Consider the following 16,033-nt stretch of genomic DNA (forward strand, 5'->3'; position numbering starts at 1 on the left):
CACTCCCAGCATGCGCCGGCCTTACGAATCATCTTGGAGGCCGCGCACAATGCGTTCCGTTATCGCAGATTCCAGGCGATTGGTAGTGAAAGTCGGTTCGAGTCTCGTCACGAACGACGGGCGCGGGCTCGATCACGCGGCAATTGGCCGCTGGGCCGCGCAGATCGCCGCGCTGCGCGAGCAGGGCAAGGAAGTCGTGCTCGTCAGCTCGGGCGCGATCGCCGAGGGCATGCAGCGCCTTGGCTGGACCAGGCGTCCGCGTGAAATCGACGAACTGCAGGCAGCCGCCGCCGTGGGCCAGATGGGCCTCGCGCAGGTCTATGAAAGCCGTTTCGCCGAGCATTCCATTCGCACCGCGCAAATCCTGCTGACGCACGCCGACCTGGCCGATCGCGAACGCTATCTGAACGCGCGCTCCACGCTGCTGACGTTGTTGCGTCTGGGCGTGGTGCCGATCATCAATGAAAACGACACCGTCGTCACGGACGAAATCAAGTTCGGCGACAACGATACGCTCGGTGCGCTGGTGGCGAATCTGATCGAAGGCGATGCGCTGATCATCCTGACCGACCAGCAAGGTCTCTTCACCGCGGACCCGCGCAAGGACCCGGCCGCGACGCTCGTCCAGCAGGCCGATGCGGGCTTGCCGGAACTCGAGGCGATGGCGGGCGGCGCCGGCTCGAGCATCGGCCGCGGCGGCATGTTGACGAAAATTCTCGCGGCGAAGCGCGCGGCGCATAGCGGCGCGAACACGGTGATCGCAAGCGGCCGTGAGGCGGACGTACTGGCCCGGCTCGCATCGGGCGAGGCGATCGGCACACAGCTGATCGCGCGCACGGCTCGTATGGCTGCGCGCAAGCAGTGGATGGCCGATCATCTTCAGGTGCGCGGGCATGTCGTGATCGACGACGGCGCTGTCGAAAAGCTCACAGAAGGCGGCAAGAGTCTGCTGCCGATCGGCGTAGTCGGCGTGCAGGGCGCGTTCGCGCGCGGCGAGGTGATCGCGTGCCTGAGCCCGTCGGGGCGCGAGGTCGCGCGCGGGTTGACGAACTACAGCAGCGCGGAGACGAAGCTTATCCAGCGTCGTCCGAGCGGCGAGATTGAATCTGTGCTGGGTTACATGCTGGAGCCCGAACTCATCCATCGGGACAATCTGGTGCTGATCTAGACGCGCTCCCGTGCGCCAGGCTACAAAAAAGCCGTTCCATCGCAAGGTGGAACGGCTTTTTGTTGCGCCTGCATCGAGCCGGGTAGGCAGACGCGCGCAGATGACAGACCCGTCGTGTCAGCTTCCGCGAATCAACGTGCTGTTCACGCGCTTGTATCGGATATTGTTCAGAATCACATCCGCCTTGCCGACTGGCAACTTGCTCGAACAGAAAAAGTCCTGATACAGCGCTGCGTGATACGCGTTCAGATCGCCGTTTTCGATGCGCGACCAATCGTTTTCGACCGTGCGGTCCCAGCCGTCGTGATCGGCGTTGAGTCCCGCGTACAGCTTCCACGAGTAGTCTTCGCAGCGAATCCCTTCGTAGTTCACGTTGCGCGCGCCGCTCGGGCTCGTAATGACCACCGTGTAGCGAATTACGCCGTCGCTGTCGACCGTCAGCGATTTCCCATCGAGCGCGAACTGCAGCGGTGTGTTCTGCGAAACGTTGAACGGCAGCAGATCGCCGGGTTGCGGCATGGCCGGGAGCGTATCGACTTTCTTTTCGGTCCACGTCGACGGCCGGTCGAACAGATACTGAAAGTCGCTCTTGGGACCTTCAGACTTGGAAGCGTCAGACGGAGTGGGATTCTTGGTGCTCGAACAGCCAGCCAGCAGAACGCCCGCGGCGACGCACGCCACGGCGAAAGCAGATACTTTCAATGTGATTTCCTCGAAACGCCGGCGCAGCGTGTCTCACGCCGCACCGGCAGATGCGGCGTGGACAGCCGCTTAGCGTCAGTCGCGCAGACCCGGTGCCTGAACGGCCGCCGGATCTTCCGTCGACGAACAGTCAGACCCGATTGTCGCACGCAGCGTCGTCTCGACTACAAATGTCGTCGTGACGGTCGTCACGGACGCCGCGGACTCCATCGACGCCCCAGGTGGCGCATTCACCGACGACGCCATCCGTGGATAGCGCTGCCCGTGATGATGTCCACCTGGCCGCTCCGTGCGCGGCGCAGGACGCCGCAGGAAACGGGACAATTCCGTTAACGCCAGCTGATACACATCCCGCTTGAACTCGATCACACAGTCGAGCGGCACCCAGTACTCGTTCCAGCGCCAGGCATCGAACTCGGGGTGATCGGTCGCGCGCAAACAAATGTCGCAATCGCGTCCAACCATCCGGAGCAGGAACCAGATCTGCTTCTGGCCGCGGTAATGGCCGCGGACCTCACGCTTGATGAACTTGTCAGGCACCTCATAACGCAACCAGTCACGCGTGCGACCGATAACCTTGACGTGCTCCGGAAGCAGGCCGGTTTCTTCGTGCAATTCCCTGAACATCGCCTGCACGGGGGTCTCACCATACTTGATGCCCCCTTGCGGAAACTGCCAGGAATGTTCACGCAGACGCTTGCCCCAAAACACCTCGTTGTGAGCGTTCAAGAGGATGATGCCGACGTTCGGGCGAAAGCCTTCACGATCCAGCATACAACCACCTTCGAATCCTTTAAAATTGCTTTGATTATAAACAGATAACGGGTCCGACGCACCGCCTCGCACCAGATTGGCGCGATTGCCCGCAACAAGCCTCGTCCGTCGCCTCGAAAGCCGCTTTCCGGCGCTTTTGGCACGTCGTTGGACAAATGCCCGCGCATGCGACAATCGCTTTTCGGCCTGTCACAGCGTGCGCGGACATGATCTGGCGCTCAGGCGCGCGAACCCATCGTCTTACCCTTTCGGGCGGCCCCTTTGGTCCGCCGCTTTTGGAAAATTCTGAATGAAAGCCTCCCGATTCTTTATTGGCACCCTGAAGGAAGCGCCCGCCGACGCGGAAATCGTCAGTCACAAGCTCATGGTGCGGGCCGGGATGATCCGGCGCGTCGCTGGCGGCATCTACAACTATCTGCCAATTGGCTTGCGTTCGATCCGTAAGGTGGAAGCGATCGTGCGCGAGGAAATGAACCGTGCAGGCGGGATCGAACTGCTGATGCCGGCTGTGCAGCCGGCGGAGCTGTGGCAGGAATCGGGCCGCTGGGAAAAATATGGTCCCGAACTGCTGCGCTTCAAGGACCGCAAGCAGACCGACTTCGTGATCGGACCGACGCACGAAGAAGTCGTGACGGATATCGCGCGTAACCAGATCAAGAGCTACCGTCAGCTGCCCGTGAACTTCTATCAGATCCAGACGAAGTTCCGCGACGAAATCCGTCCGCGTTTCGGCGTGATGCGCGGCCGTGAGTTCATCATGAAGGACGCGTATTCGTTCGATAAGGACGCGGACGGCCTGAAAGAGTCGTATCGCAAGATGTACGACGCCTATGTGCGCATCTTCACGCGCCTCGGCCTCGACTTCCGCGCGGTCGCGGCGGACAACGGCTCGATCGGCGGCAGTGGCTCGCATGAATTCCACGTGATCGCCGATACGGGCGAAGACGATATCGCTTACTGCCCGACGTCGGATTTCGCATCGAACGTCGAAGCGGCTGAAGCGCTGCCGCTGATCGCCGAACGCGCTGCGCCGAAGGAAGCGTTGAAGAAGACGCCGACGCCGGGCAAGGCCAAGTGCGAAGCCGTCGCCGAATATCTGGACATTCCGCTCGAAAAGACCATCAAGTCGATCATCCTCGCCACCGAAAACGAAGGCGCAGAGCCGACCATCTGGCTGCTGATGCTGCGCGGCGACCACGATCTGAACGAGATCAAGGTCAACAAGCTGCCGGGTCTCGCCGAGTTCCGCTTCGCGACGGAAGAAGAGATTGTGGAGTGGTTCGGCACGCCGCCGGGCTACCTCGGGCCGATCAACACGAAGAAGCCGGTCAAGGTGATCGCGGACCGCACGGTCGCGAACATGAGCGACTTCGTGGTCGGCACGAACGAGGTCGATTTCCACACGACGGGCGTCAACTGGGGCCGCGATCTGCCCGAGCCGGTCGTCGCGGATATCCGCAACGTGAAGAAGGGCGACCCGTCGCCGGACGGCAAGGGCGTGATCGACATTTGCCGCGGCATCGAGGTCGGCCACGTGTTCCAACTCGGCACCAAGTATTCGGAAGCGATGAACGCGACGTGCCTCGACGAATCCGGCAAGCCGCAGCCGATGCAAATGGGCTGTTACGGCATCGGCGTCACGCGTATTCTCGGCGCGGCGATCGAGCAGAACTTCGACGACAAGGGCATCATCTGGCCGGAATCGATCGCGCCGTTCGAAGTCGTGCTGTGCCCGATGGGCTACGACCGCAGCGACGCCGTGCGCGAGCAGGCGGACAAGCTGCACGACGAGCTGACGGCAGCGGGCATCGACGTGATTCTCGACGATCGCGGCGAGCGTCCGGGCGTGATGTTCGCGGACTGGGAACTGATCGGCGTGCCGCACCGTCTGGTCATCGGCGATCGTGGCCTGAAGGACGGCAAGCTCGAGTACCAGGGCCGCCGCGACGCAGAAGCCACGCTGTTGCCCGTCGAAGGCGCGGCGCAGGTCGTGATCGACAAGATCAACGCAGCGCTTGCGCGCTGACGGGAGCGGACGGTGGAGTACAACTTCCTGTCCGCGACCATCCTGCTGATACTCATCACTGATCCACTCGGCAACATCCCGCTCTTCATCAACTGCCTGCGGGGTGTTGCGCCTCACCGGCGCATCCGCGTGATTCTGCGCGAAGTCGCCATCGCCTTCGTGATCCTGCTGGTCTTCATGCTGGTCGGCGACCGCTTTCTGCGGATGATGAGCCTAACGGATCTGTCATTGCGCATCGGCGGCGGCATTGTGCTGTTCCTGATCGCGCTGCGGATGATCTTCCCGCATCCCGACGGCCCGTTCGGCGCGGACACGCGGGCCGCCGAGCCGATGATCGTGCCGCTCGCGATACCCGCGCTCGCCGGTCCGTCGGCGCTGGCGACGGTGATGCTGCTGACATCGCAGGCGCCGAGCAAGATGTTCGAGTGGATGGCGGCGCTGACGGTGACGATGATCGTCTGCGCGATCGTGCTGGTGCTCGCGGAGCGCATCCAGCAATGGCTCGGCGAGCGCACGGTGACGGCGTTCGAGCGGCTGATGGGTCTCGTGCTCGTCGCGATTTCGGTGGAGATGATGCTCGGCGGCATCCGCACTTTCGTGCATCAGCTCGACAAATAGCGGTTCAACAAAAAAGCGACCCCGGGAGGTCGCTTTTTTTATCCACGGCGAACAGGGAAGCGTCAGGCGCCTTCCGTCAGCGCGCGGATAGTCGGCAGATTGCGCCAGTAGCCTTTCGCGTCCATCCCGCAGCCGAACACATAGCGGTCGGGCACTTCGAAACCGCAGAAATCCGGGTGCAGCGGCTTCGCCTTCTGAAGGATCTTCTCGCACAGCACGGCGCTCATGAAGCGCTTCGCGCCCATATCCATGATGCGGTCGCGGATCGCGGCCATCGTCTCGCCTTCATCGAGGATGTCGTCGAGCACGAGCACGACGCGGTCCTTCACGGAACCCGAAGGCGCGACGCGCCATTGCATCTCGGCGCTGCCCTTGATCGCGTTGCGATAGCGGGTGAGGTGGATGTAGTCGAACTCGAGCGGGAAATCGAGGTGCGGCAGCAGCATGCCTGTGAACACCGCCGCGCCGCCCATCACCGACAGCACGAGCGGAAAGTCTTCGGCCATCTCGGCGCGGATCGCGTCGGCCATGTGGCTGATGGAGGCGTTGACGTCGCTGGCCGAAACGATTTCTTCGGAGTGACTGAAAATGTGGAGAGCTTCTTCGCGATTCATGACGTCGGACGGGCGGTAACTGTATACATAGTGTGAAAGACAACGACCCTGCGCGCTACAGCATATACCCGCGTCTGGTTCGGCATACGCGCCGGGCCGTGGTGGCCGCCGCGCGCTCGCATTTGCCGGCGAGCGCACAGCGGCCGGCAAGGATCAGCGCATGCCCGGCAACATGCCCTTCATGCCGCGCATCATTTTCTGCAGATTGCCGCCCTTGAGCTTTTTCATCATCGTGCGCATCTGGTCGTACTGGTTCAGCAGGCGGTTGACTTCCTGCACCTGCACGCCCGCGCCCGCGGCAATGCGGCGCTTGCGCGTCGCCTTGATCAGATCGGGCTTCGCGCGCTCCTGCGCGGTCATCGAGTTGATGATGCCTTCCATGCGGCGCATCTGCTTTTCGGCCTGGCCCATGTCGGCATTCGACGCGGCCTGCTGGAACTGCGCGGGCAGCTTGTCCATCAGCGACGACAGACCGCCCATCTTCTTCATCTGTGAAAGCTGCGCGCGGAAATCGTTCAGATCGAAATCGCCGCCTTTCTTGACCTTGTCGGCGAGCTTCTGCGCGGCTTGAACGTCGACGCCGCGCTGCGCTTCCTCGACGAGCGCGAGAATGTCGCCCATGCCGAGAATCCGGTTCGCCATGCGGTCCGGATAGAAGATTTCGAGGCCGTCGAGCTTTTCCGCCACGCCGACGAACTTGATCGGCTTGCCCGTCACGTGACGCACGGACAGCGCCGCGCCGCCGCGCGAATCGCCGTCGAGCTTGGTCAGCACGACGCCCGTGAGCGGCAGAGCGTCGTTGAAGGCTTTGGCGGTGTTCACGGCGTCCTGACCGAGCATCGCGTCGACGACGAACAGCGTTTCGGCCGGATTCAGTTCCTTATGCAGCGCGGTGATCTCGTTCATCATCGCTTCGTCGATACCGAGACGGCCGGCCGTGTCGACGAGCAGAACGTCGTGATAGTGGCGCTTCGCCCAGTCGACGGCGGCGCGCGCGATTTCGACGGGCTTCTGGTCCGGCTGCGACGGGAAGAAGTCGGCGCCGACCTGTTCGGTCACCGTCTTCAACTGCGCGATAGCGGCGGGGCGGTACACGTCGCACGACACCGTCAGTACTTTCTTCTTGTACTTCTCGCGCAACAGCTTTGCGAGCTTGCCGACCGTGGTCGTCTTACCCGCGCCCTGCAGGCCGGCCATCAGGATGACGGCGGGCGGCGTGACGGCGAGATCCAGTTCGACGGCCTTGCCTTCGTAGTCGCCGCCGATCACGGCCGTCAGCTCGCGCTGCACGACGCCGACCAGGGCCTGACCCGGCGACAGGCTGGCGATCACTTCCTCGCCGAGCGCCTTTTCCTTCACCTTCGCGATGAAGTCGCGCACGACGGGCAGCGCCACGTCCGCTTCGAGGAGTGCGAGGCGCACTTCGCGCAGCATCTCCTGGGTATTCGCCTCGGTGAGCCGGGCTTCGCCGCGCAGCGTCTTGACGACGCGCGCCATCCGTTGAGTGAGGTTGTCGAGCATGGGGGGCGATGAGCAGTGCGGCCGGCTCCGTCACCGCGCGAGACCGGCGGACTTTGGAGGGCCTGGTGTAAACTTCGAATATGGATATTGTACTGTATGCCCTCACTGCGCTCCTGTACGGCGGTCTCGCCGTCGCGGGCTGGCGCGCGCACCGGCAGGCGGCGGCCGCGCCGCTGATCGGGAGCGTGTCGCCGCTGTCTCCCGCTGCGCCGCTGCCGGCGGGCGGGCGAGGGCTGGCGGCCGCCTCCGCCGGCATGTCGATTACCACGCGCGTCGTGCTTCTCGTCGCGCTGCTCGCGCATGGCGTGCTGCTGCACACCACCATTTTCCCGCACGACGCGATGGTGTTCGGCTTCGCGTTCGCGCTGTCCGCGATGTTCTGGCTCGGCGCGGGCATCTACTGGATCGAGAGTTTCTTTTTCCCGCTCGACGGCTTGCGTCTGCTCGTGCTGCCGCTCGCGTGCATTGCGTCGCTGCTGCCGCTCGTGTTCAACGGCGTGCACGTGCTGTCGTACGCAGCCGATCCGCTGTTCAAGCTGCACTTCCTGATCGCCAACGTTGCCTACGGTCTGTTCGTGATCGCCGCGCTGCATGCGGTGCTGATGCTGCTGGTCGAGCGGCGTCTGCACGCGATGCGCGGCGGCGGCGGTCTTACGCGGCAGAGCGCCGCGAGCAACGACGGCTGGCTGTCGAGCTGGCTCGACACGCTGCCGCCGCTCCTCACGCTGGAGACGCTGCTGTTCCGTCTGATCGGCGCGGGTTTCGTGCTGCTCACGCTGACGCTGGTCTCGGGCATCCTGTTCAACGAACAATTGCTCGACCGCGCGCTGCAGCTCGATCACAAGACTGTCTTCGCGCTGCTGTCGTGGATCATGTTCGGCGCGCTGCTGACGGCGCGCAAAGTGTCGGGTTGGCGCGGCCGCGCGGCATTGCGCTGGGTGCTCGCGTCGTTCGTCGCGCTGCTGCTTGCGTATGTCGGCAGCCGTTTTGTCTTCGAGGTGCTGTTGCACCGCCCTGTGGTCTGAGTGTCATGCGACAAATTTTTCTGCTGATTCTGTTGTTCATCGTTGGCCAGTGGCTGGTGAAGGCGCTGCGTCGCGCCGACGCAGCGCGCACGTCGGCGCGCACGGGAGCGGGCGGCGACGCCGGCGCGAATGCGCGCTCGGGCGCGCGCGCCAATGGTCACGCGAGCGGTACTGCGAACGGCAAGCCCGCAGGCCAGCTCGCCGAGCCGATGATCCGTTGCGCCCAATGTGGCGTGCATGCGCCGAAGAGCGATTCCGTGCTCGTCGCGGGCCAGACGTTCTGCTCGCACGATCACGCGCAGCGTTACGCCACCCGCCCGACGGGTCGCGACGCGCGATGACGGGCCACGCCACCGCGCGTTTCACCGTCGATGCAACCGGCTGGGTCAACGAAGCGCGCAAGCTGCCGTCGCCCAATTTCGAGGTGCGGCCAAATGGCGCGCGTCCAACGCTGATCGTCGTCCACAACATCAGCCTGCCGCCGAACGAATTCGGCGGTACGGGCATCACCGATCTATTCCTTAACCGGCTCGATTGCGACGCGCATCCGTACTACGACGCGCATCTGCGCGACGTGCGGGTGTCCGCGCATTTCGTGATCCATCGCGACGGCGCGCTGGAACAGTACGTATCGTGCGACGAACGTGCGTGGCACGCGGGCGCGTCCAGCTTCTTCGGACGCGAGCGCTGCAACGACTTTTCGATCGGCATCGAGCTCGAAGGCAGCGACGCATCGCCGTTCGAAGCGGCGCAATACGCGACGCTCGCGCCGCTCGTGCAGGCGCTCGCGGCGCACTACGCGATCGAAGCGCTCGCCGGCCACTCGGACATCGCGCCGGGACGCAAGACCGATCCCGGTCCGCACTTCGACTGGCCGCGTCTGCAGCGCGACACCGCGCTCGCCGATCAGTACTTCCCCTATCTGCATCCGTCGACGCGCGCGCCGATAACGCCGTAAGCGCGTGAATTTTTCTGCGCGGTATCCAACAGACGGTGCAAGCGCATTGTGAATGCGCGTCTCTTCCCCGACAGCTTTTTCCGACGCGGGCATCGCAAAAGTCAAGATCATCAGACCAAATAAAAGAATTTGCGATGGCGGTTCAGTACACTATACTTCGTGCCGTTAATCAGTTTTTGCACAAGATGTTGTGTTTCAGGCGGCGCCCCGCTCCATGAGCATGGCGCCGTCGGCATTACCGGCACTGAAAAACCTGATGCGGCGCAACCAGTTACGAGAACCGGTGCGTCGGCAAATTCGAAGAAAAGGCGCAGCCAAGTGATCGCGACACACACAACGTTGAAGTACGTCCCGACGGATCTGTCGCATCCGGCCTCTCTGTTGCAAGGTTCCCGCTGTTCCTCTTCTTCATCCTCATCGCATGCGTCCGGGGTGGCGCAGCGTTTGTACTAATCCGCGGTAACTCCGCACTATTCCAAGACCAGGAGCTTTGCACATGCAAACCACCGACAACGTGACGACCCGGTTCGAAGGCGCACCCGCTGGCCGCCCCGAAGCGCTCGCACAGGGCGCAGCAGCGCTCGCGCCGCAGACGAGCTACGCCGACTACAAGGTGATCCGTCGCAATGGCAGCGTGGTGTCGTTCGAGCCTTCGAAAATCGCCATCGCCGTGACGAAGGCGTTTCTGGCCGTCAACGGTGGTCAGGGCGCGGCGTCGGCACGCGTTCGCGAACTGGTCGAGCAACTCACGCAGAACGTCGTGCGCGCGCTGGTGCGCAGCCGCCCGAACGGCGGCACGTTCCATATCGAAGACATTCAGGATCAGGTCGAACTCGCGCTGATGCGCACGGGCGAGCACAACGTCGCGCGTGCTTACGTGCTGTACCGCGAGAAGCGCAGCCAGGAACGCAGCCATGAGCCGGAAGTCACGGCAGGTGCGTCGGGCCTGAACGTGACCGACAACGGCATCACGCGTCCGCTGGATATGGCAGCGCTGCGCGGCATCATCGAATCCGCCTGCGCGAATCTGGGCGACGCAGTGAGCGCCGAGCCGATCGTCACGGAAACGATCAAGAACCTGTACGACGGCGTGCCGATGAGCCAGGTCTACGACTCGGCCATCCTCGCTGCGCGCACGATGATCGAAAAGGACCCGGCCTACAGCCAGGTGACGGCTCGCATCCTGCTGCACACGATCCGCCGCGAGATCCTCGAAGAGGAAGTCACGCAAGCCGAAATGGGCGAGCGCTATGCCGAGTACTTCCCGCTCTTCATCAAGCGTGGCGTGCAGGCCGAACTGCTCGACGACAAGCTGCTGCAGTTCGACCTGAAGCGCCTGGGCGCCGCGCTCGACGCGAACCGCGACCTGCAGTTCGGCTACCTCGGCCTGCAGACGCTGTATGACCGCTACTTCCTGCACGCCGACGGCACGCGCATCGAAATGCCGCAGGCATTCTTTATGCGTGTCGCGATGGGTCTGTCGCTGAACGAGATCGACCGCGAAGCGCGCGCGATCGAGTTCTACAACGTGCTGTCGTCGTTCGACTTCATGTCGTCGACGCCGACGCTGTTCAACTCGGGCACGCGCCGCTCGCAACTGTCGTCGTGCTACCTGACGACGGTCGACGACGACCTCGACGGCATCTACGAAGCGCTGAAGGAAAACGCGCTGCTGTCGAAGTTCGCGGGCGGTCTGGGCAACGACTGGACGCGCGTGCGCGCGCTCGGCTCGCACATCAAGGGCACCAACGGCAAGTCGCAAGGCGTCGTGCCGTTCCTGAAGGTCGTCAACGACACGGCCGTCGCCGTGAACCAGGGCGGCAAGCGCAAGGGCGCGGTGTGCGCGTACCTGGAATCGTGGCACCTCGACATCGAAGAATTCCTCGAGCTGCGCAAGAACACGGGTGACGACCGTCGCCGCACGCACGACATGAACACGGCGAACTGGATTCCCGACCTGTTCATGAAGCGTGTCCACGAAGGCGGCGACTGGACGCTGTTCTCGCCGTCCACCTGCCCGGACCTGCACGACCTGTTCGGCGCCGACTTCGAGAAGGCCTACACGGCTTACGAAGAGAAAGCGGCGCGCGGCGAGATCAAGCTGTTCAAGAAGATCCCGGCGGCGCAACTGTGGCGCAAGATGCTGGGCATGCTGTTCGAAACGGGCCATCCGTGGATCACGTTCAAGGATCCGTGCAATGTGCGCTCGCCGCAGCAGCATGTCGGCGTGGTCCACTCGTCGAACCTCTGCACGGAAATCACGCTGAACACGAGCGACACTGAAATCGCCGTCTGCAACCTCGGCTCGGTGAACCTCGTCGCGCATCTGAAGGAGCAGGCCGACGGCACGGTGGCGCTCGACCACGACAAGCTGAAGCGCACGATCAGCGTCGCGATGCGCATGCTCGACAACGTGATCGACATCAACTACTACGCGGTCGCGAAGGCGCGTAACTCGAACCTGAAGCACCGTCCGGTCGGCATGGGCATCATGGGCTTCCAGGATTGCCTGCACGTGCTGCGCACGCCGTACGCCTCGCAGGAAGCCGTCGAGTTCGCCGACCGTTCGATGGAAGCCGTCTGCTACTACGCATACTGGGCGTCGACGGAACTGGCGGAAGAGCGCGGCCGTTACGCGACCTACCGCGGCTCGCTGTGGGATCGCGGCATCCTCCCGCAGGACACGCTGAAGCTGCTCGAGGAAGCGCGCGGCGGCTACATCGAAGTCGATTCGAGCGAATCGATGGACTGGGCGTCGCTGCGCTCGCGCATCGCGACGTACGGCATGCGTAACTCGAACTGCGTCGCGATCGCCCCGACGGCGACGATCTCGAACATCATCGGCGTGTCTGCATGTATCGAGCCGACGTTCCAGAACCTGTATGTGAAGTCGAACCTGTCGGGCGAATTCACGGTGGTGAACGACTACCTCGTGCGTGATCTGAAGGCGCGCGGCCTGTGGGACGAAGTGATGGTCGCCGACCTGAAGTACTTCGACGGCTCGCTGTCGCGCATCGACCGCGTGCCGGGCGACCTCCGCGCGATCTACGCGACCGCGTTCGAAGTCGATGCAACGTGGCTGGTCGAAGCGGCGTCGCGCCGTCAGAAGTGGATCGACCAGGCGCAGTCGCTCAACATCTACATGGCAGGCGCGTCAGGCAAGAAGCTCGACGAGGTCTACAAGCTCGCGTGGCTGCGCGGCCTGAAGACGACGTACTACCTCCGCACGATGGCGGCGACGCACGTCGAGAAGTCGACGGTCGCGCACGGCGCGCTGAACGCAGTGCCGTCGAGCGACGGCGGCGCGGGTGGTGCCGGCGGCGCGGCGGGCGGCTTCGGCGTCGGCGGCGGTGTGGGTTCGTCGGGTGTGACGGGCGGCTTCCAGGCATCGGCGGCGGTGGCAGTCGAGGCTGCGCCGGAAGCGGATGGTCCCGTGTGCATGATGCGTCCGGGCGATCCTGGCTTCGAAGAGTGCGAAGCCTGCCAGTAAGCGCAACGCTTCATATAGTAGTGAGTCAGCCGCCGGCGCTCGCCGGCGGTAGCAGCAGACAGGCAGCAAATCAGCAGCAAGCGATGAGCGGAGTCGGCCGAACGCACCGCTCATCGCGACACGAAGCCAGCGTGGCGCTCGTGGCAGTCGCAACAGAGAAGCACGCGACGCAACGAGGAACATCGCGTGCTACACCTCAGCGACATGTGCGAGAAAACCCTGAACGGCGCTCGCATGATGAAGGCGTAGCGCGAGCGACGAGATGCCGATGCATCGCGCGCCCAACGCGCTTCGCACGACACGCGCAACGCAAGCGAAGCAGCAACGTTTCGAGTTCGGAACAACGCAGAAGCAACGCATACGCATCACTGAAGCAACGCGCTTTCGATCGTGCATCGCGCTTCATCGACACACGTTTCGATCGAATCGCAACGCGTGACCTTCACACACCAATGAACAAAGTGTTGTATGTAGGTCGCAACGCGATTCGAAAACAGGATTTTTCATGAGCGGACCCTTTTAACGCTCGTGAAAAGATGGTACAAACCGATCTAAATTGATGGTGACATTTATGCTCAACTGGGATGACGAGATCACTGCCGTAACTCCCTCGAGTGCTTCGCAACAAAACGTGTTGCGCAACGCTGCGGGAACGGCCGTCGGTTCGCAAGTCGAAACGCGTTCCGCTCATCAAGCTCCCTCGGCTCAAAACATCTTCGCGAACGACTTCGCAGTCGCTCCGCCGGCACAGACCAACTCGCCGGCAGTCGCTTCCGAAGCGCGCGTGAATGTCGCCGACAAACGCATCATCAACGGCCAGACCGACGTCAATCAGCTGGTGCCGTTCAAGTACAAGTGGGCGTGGGAGAAGTACCTCTCCGGTTGCGCGAACCACTGGATGCCGCAAGAAATCAACATGTCGCGCGACATCGCGCTGTGGAAAGACCCGAACGGTCTGACCGAAGACGAGCGCCGCATCGTCAAGCGCAACCTCGGCTTCTTCGTGACGGCCGACTCGCTCGCCGCGAACAACATCGTCCTCGGTACGTACCGCCACATCACGGCGCCCGAATGCCGCCAGTTCCTGCTGCGCCAGGCGTTCGAAGAGGCGATCCACACGCACGCATACCAGTACATCGTCGAGTCGCTCGGTCTCGACGAGGGCGAAATCTTCAACGCGTACCATGAAGTCGCGTCGATTCGCGCCAAAGACGAATTCCTGATTCCGTTCATCCACACGCTGACCGACCCGGCCTTCAAGACGGGTACGCTCGAGGCAGACCAGAAACTCCTCAAGTCGCTGATCGTGTTCGCGTGCGTGATGGAAGGGCTGTTCTTCTACGTCGGCTTTACGCAAATCCTGGCGCTCGGCCGCCAGAACAAGATGACGGGCGCGGCGGAACAGTACCAATACATCCTGCGTGACGAGTCGATGCACTGCAACTTCGGCATCGACCTGATCAACCAGATCAAACTCGAAAACCCGCATCTTTGGACGGCTGAGTTCCGCGCGGAGATCCGCGAAATCTTCAAGGCTGCGGTCGACCTCGAATATCGCTACGCAGAAGACACGATGCCGCGCGGGGTGCTCGGCCTCAATGCGTCGATGTTCAAGAGCTATTTGCGCTTCATCTGCAACCGCCGTTGCCAGCAGATCGGTCTCGATCCGCTGTTCCCGAACGAGGAAAACCCGTTCCCGTGGATGAGCGAGATGATCGACCTGAAGAAGGAGCGCAACTTCTTCGAGACTCGGGTTATCGAATATCAGACCGGTGGCGCGCTGTCCTGGGAATAACCCAACGCGTCGCATATGTATTTGATGGGGTTGCCGCTGGCTGTGCCGCGGCAAGTTTGGTGAGGAGCATGACCGCCTGATGCAGAGCGTGCCCGGTGCGCCGTGGATTACCACGGCCTATAAAGATCACAGGCACTTTGCGAACCCTTCAGTGGGATGGGCAAACTTCCCCCCGGAAAAAGCCGTTCGCTACAGAGCGAGCGGCTCGATCAAACGATTCGCGGCGTCGAGATCCGGCGCCGACTGGACTTGGCGCGCTGTGCCCGATGGCACGGCGCGCCTTACCGTATTCATTAGCGTAAGCGCGCTGGAGCTGCGTACGCCGATGAATAGCCCGCTTCGCAGTGGCCGCCGTGAGAAGCGTCCGCGGGAAGCGGGTTTTGACGAAGGGTGTAGTTTGAACTGACTCTCATCTGAAAACCTGAAGGAGAAAATGATGGCACTCGCCAAGAAGAAACCGGCAGCCAAGAAGGCTGCAGCGAAGAAGGTCGTTGCGAAGAAGGCTGCTCCGGCGAAGAAGGCAGCGGTGAAGAAGGTTGCCGTGAAGAAGGTCGCTGCGAAGAAAGTCGCCGTGAAGAAGGTTGCAGCGAAGAAGGCTGCACCGGCGAAGAAGGCAGCTGCGAAGAAGGTCGCAACGAAGAAGGTTGCAGCGAAGAAAGTCGCCGTGAAGAAGGTTGCTGCGAAGAAGGCAGCACCGGCGAAGAAGGCTGCAGCGAAGAAGGTTGCGGCGAAGAAAGTCGCCGTGAAGAAGGTTGCTGCGAAGAAGGCAGCGCCGGCGAAGAAGGCTGCAGCGAAGAAGGCCGCAGCGAAGAAGGCGCCTGCGAAAAAGGCTGCCGCCAAAAAGGCTGCGCCTGCGAAGAAGGCTGCCGCGAAGAAGGCCGCTGCGCCTGCGAAGAAGGCTGCCCCTGCGAAGAAGGCTGTTGCGAAGAAGGCAGCACCTGCTCCGGCTGCGCCCGCTGCTTCGACGGCGCCGGCTGCTACGGTGAAGACGGCTCTGAACCCGGCTGCAGCATGGCCGTTCCCGACGGGCAGCCGTCCGTAAGAAGTGACGCACGTGAGTGCGTCGGTTGATTGAGTGGCGATTGTTGCTCGATCAGCGTTGATCCCGTCGCCGGGTGACTGGTGGCGGGATTTTTTGCTTTTTGCTTTTGGTTTTGGTTTGTCTTCGACGATGGGTTCTGTTGTGGCTGGGGCATTTGCTGGGTTGCTCTTGCTCGCGCTTTTGCTTTCGCTGGCATCCGCGAATTGTTAGCGTGCTTCGGGCGTCGCCGTTTGGTGTTTTGGCCTTTTCGCTGGCATCCGCGATTCGTTAGCGTGCTTCACGCGTTGCCCCTGTGCGGGG

At 62.7% G+C, this 16,033-nt stretch carries 14 protein-coding genes; 10 read left to right on the forward strand and 4 right to left on the reverse strand.

The features are described 5' to 3' along the window. Nucleotides 1-49: 49 nt before the first annotated feature. Nucleotides 50-1,168 carry a glutamate 5-kinase gene (proB, locus tag KFO72_RS15320; RefSeq protein WP_036002504.1) on the forward strand — a complete coding sequence of 373 codons (1,119 nt, stop codon included), beginning with the start codon at nucleotides 50-52 and terminating at the stop codon, nucleotides 1,166-1,168. A 117-nt stretch (nucleotides 1,169-1,285) separates the two neighbouring features. Here the strand turns inward: proB and KFO72_RS15325 are convergent, their stop codons facing one another. Beyond that, a complete protein-coding gene (locus KFO72_RS15325) occupies nucleotides 1,286-1,870 on the reverse strand; it encodes a CNP1-like family protein (protein ID WP_054929031.1) in 585 nt (194 codons plus the stop codon). Nucleotides 1,871-1,945: 75 nt separating this feature from the next. After that, entirely contained in the window at nucleotides 1,946-2,644 is a 699-nt protein-coding gene (locus KFO72_RS15330) for an RNA pyrophosphohydrolase (protein ID WP_036002508.1), read from the reverse strand. 289 nt (nucleotides 2,645-2,933) lie between these two features. On the opposite strand from KFO72_RS15330, the gene KFO72_RS15335 reads away from it, so the two are divergent. Continuing rightward, nucleotides 2,934-4,670: a proline--tRNA ligase gene (locus KFO72_RS15335; RefSeq protein ID WP_054929030.1), complete on the forward strand. Its 1,737-nt coding sequence runs from the start codon at nucleotides 2,934-2,936 to the stop codon at nucleotides 4,668-4,670. Between the two features lie 12 nt (nucleotides 4,671-4,682). Further along, nucleotides 4,683-5,288: a MarC family protein gene (locus tag KFO72_RS15340; RefSeq protein WP_054929029.1), complete on the forward strand. Its 606-nt coding sequence runs from the start codon at nucleotides 4,683-4,685 to the stop codon at nucleotides 5,286-5,288. A gap of 62 nt (nucleotides 5,289-5,350) precedes the next feature. Here KFO72_RS15340 and KFO72_RS15345 read toward each other — a convergent pair whose 3' ends face one another. Both KFO72_RS15345 and ffh read right to left on the reverse strand, forming a co-directional pair. Beyond that, nucleotides 5,351-5,902 carry a hypoxanthine-guanine phosphoribosyltransferase gene (locus tag KFO72_RS15345; protein WP_036002518.1) on the reverse strand — a complete coding sequence of 184 codons (552 nt, stop codon included), beginning with the start codon at nucleotides 5,900-5,902 and terminating at the stop codon, nucleotides 5,351-5,353. 153 nt (nucleotides 5,903-6,055) lie between these two features. Then, nucleotides 6,056-7,423, reverse strand: coding sequence for a signal recognition particle protein (ffh, locus tag KFO72_RS15350; RefSeq protein WP_054929028.1), 1,368 nt, complete (start codon nucleotides 7,421-7,423; stop codon nucleotides 6,056-6,058). An 80-nt stretch (nucleotides 7,424-7,503) separates the two neighbouring features. On the opposite strand from ffh, the gene KFO72_RS15355 reads away from it, so the two are divergent. From KFO72_RS15355 to KFO72_RS15385, 7 genes are all read left to right on the forward strand, one after another. Further along, nucleotides 7,504-8,448, forward strand: coding sequence for an inner membrane protein YpjD (locus tag KFO72_RS15355; RefSeq protein WP_054929027.1), 945 nt, complete (start codon nucleotides 7,504-7,506; stop codon nucleotides 8,446-8,448). Between the two features lie 5 nt (nucleotides 8,449-8,453). Beyond that, nucleotides 8,454-8,789, forward strand: a complete 336-nt coding sequence (locus tag KFO72_RS15360; RefSeq protein WP_225032493.1) for a PP0621 family protein — start codon at nucleotides 8,454-8,456, stop codon at nucleotides 8,787-8,789. Further along, on the forward strand, nucleotides 8,786-9,406 hold the full coding sequence (ampD, locus tag KFO72_RS15365; protein WP_054929025.1) for a 1,6-anhydro-N-acetylmuramyl-L-alanine amidase AmpD: 621 nt from the start codon (nucleotides 8,786-8,788) through the stop codon (nucleotides 9,404-9,406). The genes KFO72_RS15360 and ampD overlap by 4 nt, the downstream gene beginning before the upstream one ends. 496 nt (nucleotides 9,407-9,902) lie before the next feature. After that, nucleotides 9,903-12,896, forward strand: a complete 2,994-nt coding sequence (locus tag KFO72_RS15370; RefSeq protein ID WP_054929024.1) for a ribonucleoside-diphosphate reductase subunit alpha — start codon at nucleotides 9,903-9,905, stop codon at nucleotides 12,894-12,896. Between the two features lie 571 nt (nucleotides 12,897-13,467). After that, nucleotides 13,468-14,691, forward strand: a complete 1,224-nt coding sequence (locus tag KFO72_RS15375; RefSeq protein WP_054929023.1) for a ribonucleotide-diphosphate reductase subunit beta — start codon at nucleotides 13,468-13,470, stop codon at nucleotides 14,689-14,691. Nucleotides 14,692-14,770: 79 nt separating this feature from the next. Next, nucleotides 14,771-15,097 carry a hypothetical protein gene (locus KFO72_RS15380; RefSeq protein WP_082433725.1) on the forward strand — a complete coding sequence of 109 codons (327 nt, stop codon included), beginning with the start codon at nucleotides 14,771-14,773 and terminating at the stop codon, nucleotides 15,095-15,097. Nucleotides 15,098-15,127: 30 nt separating this feature from the next. Beyond that, complete coding sequence (locus KFO72_RS15385; RefSeq protein ID WP_036003902.1) at nucleotides 15,128-15,733, forward strand: histone H1-like DNA-binding protein; 606 nt, start codon at nucleotides 15,128-15,130, stop codon at nucleotides 15,731-15,733. The last annotated feature ends 300 nt before the right edge of the window (nucleotides 15,734-16,033 follow it).

It is taken from the genome of Paraburkholderia sp. XV (assembly GCF_020177535.1).
Classification (GTDB): Bacteria; Pseudomonadota; Gammaproteobacteria; order Burkholderiales; family Burkholderiaceae; genus Paraburkholderia; species Paraburkholderia caribensis.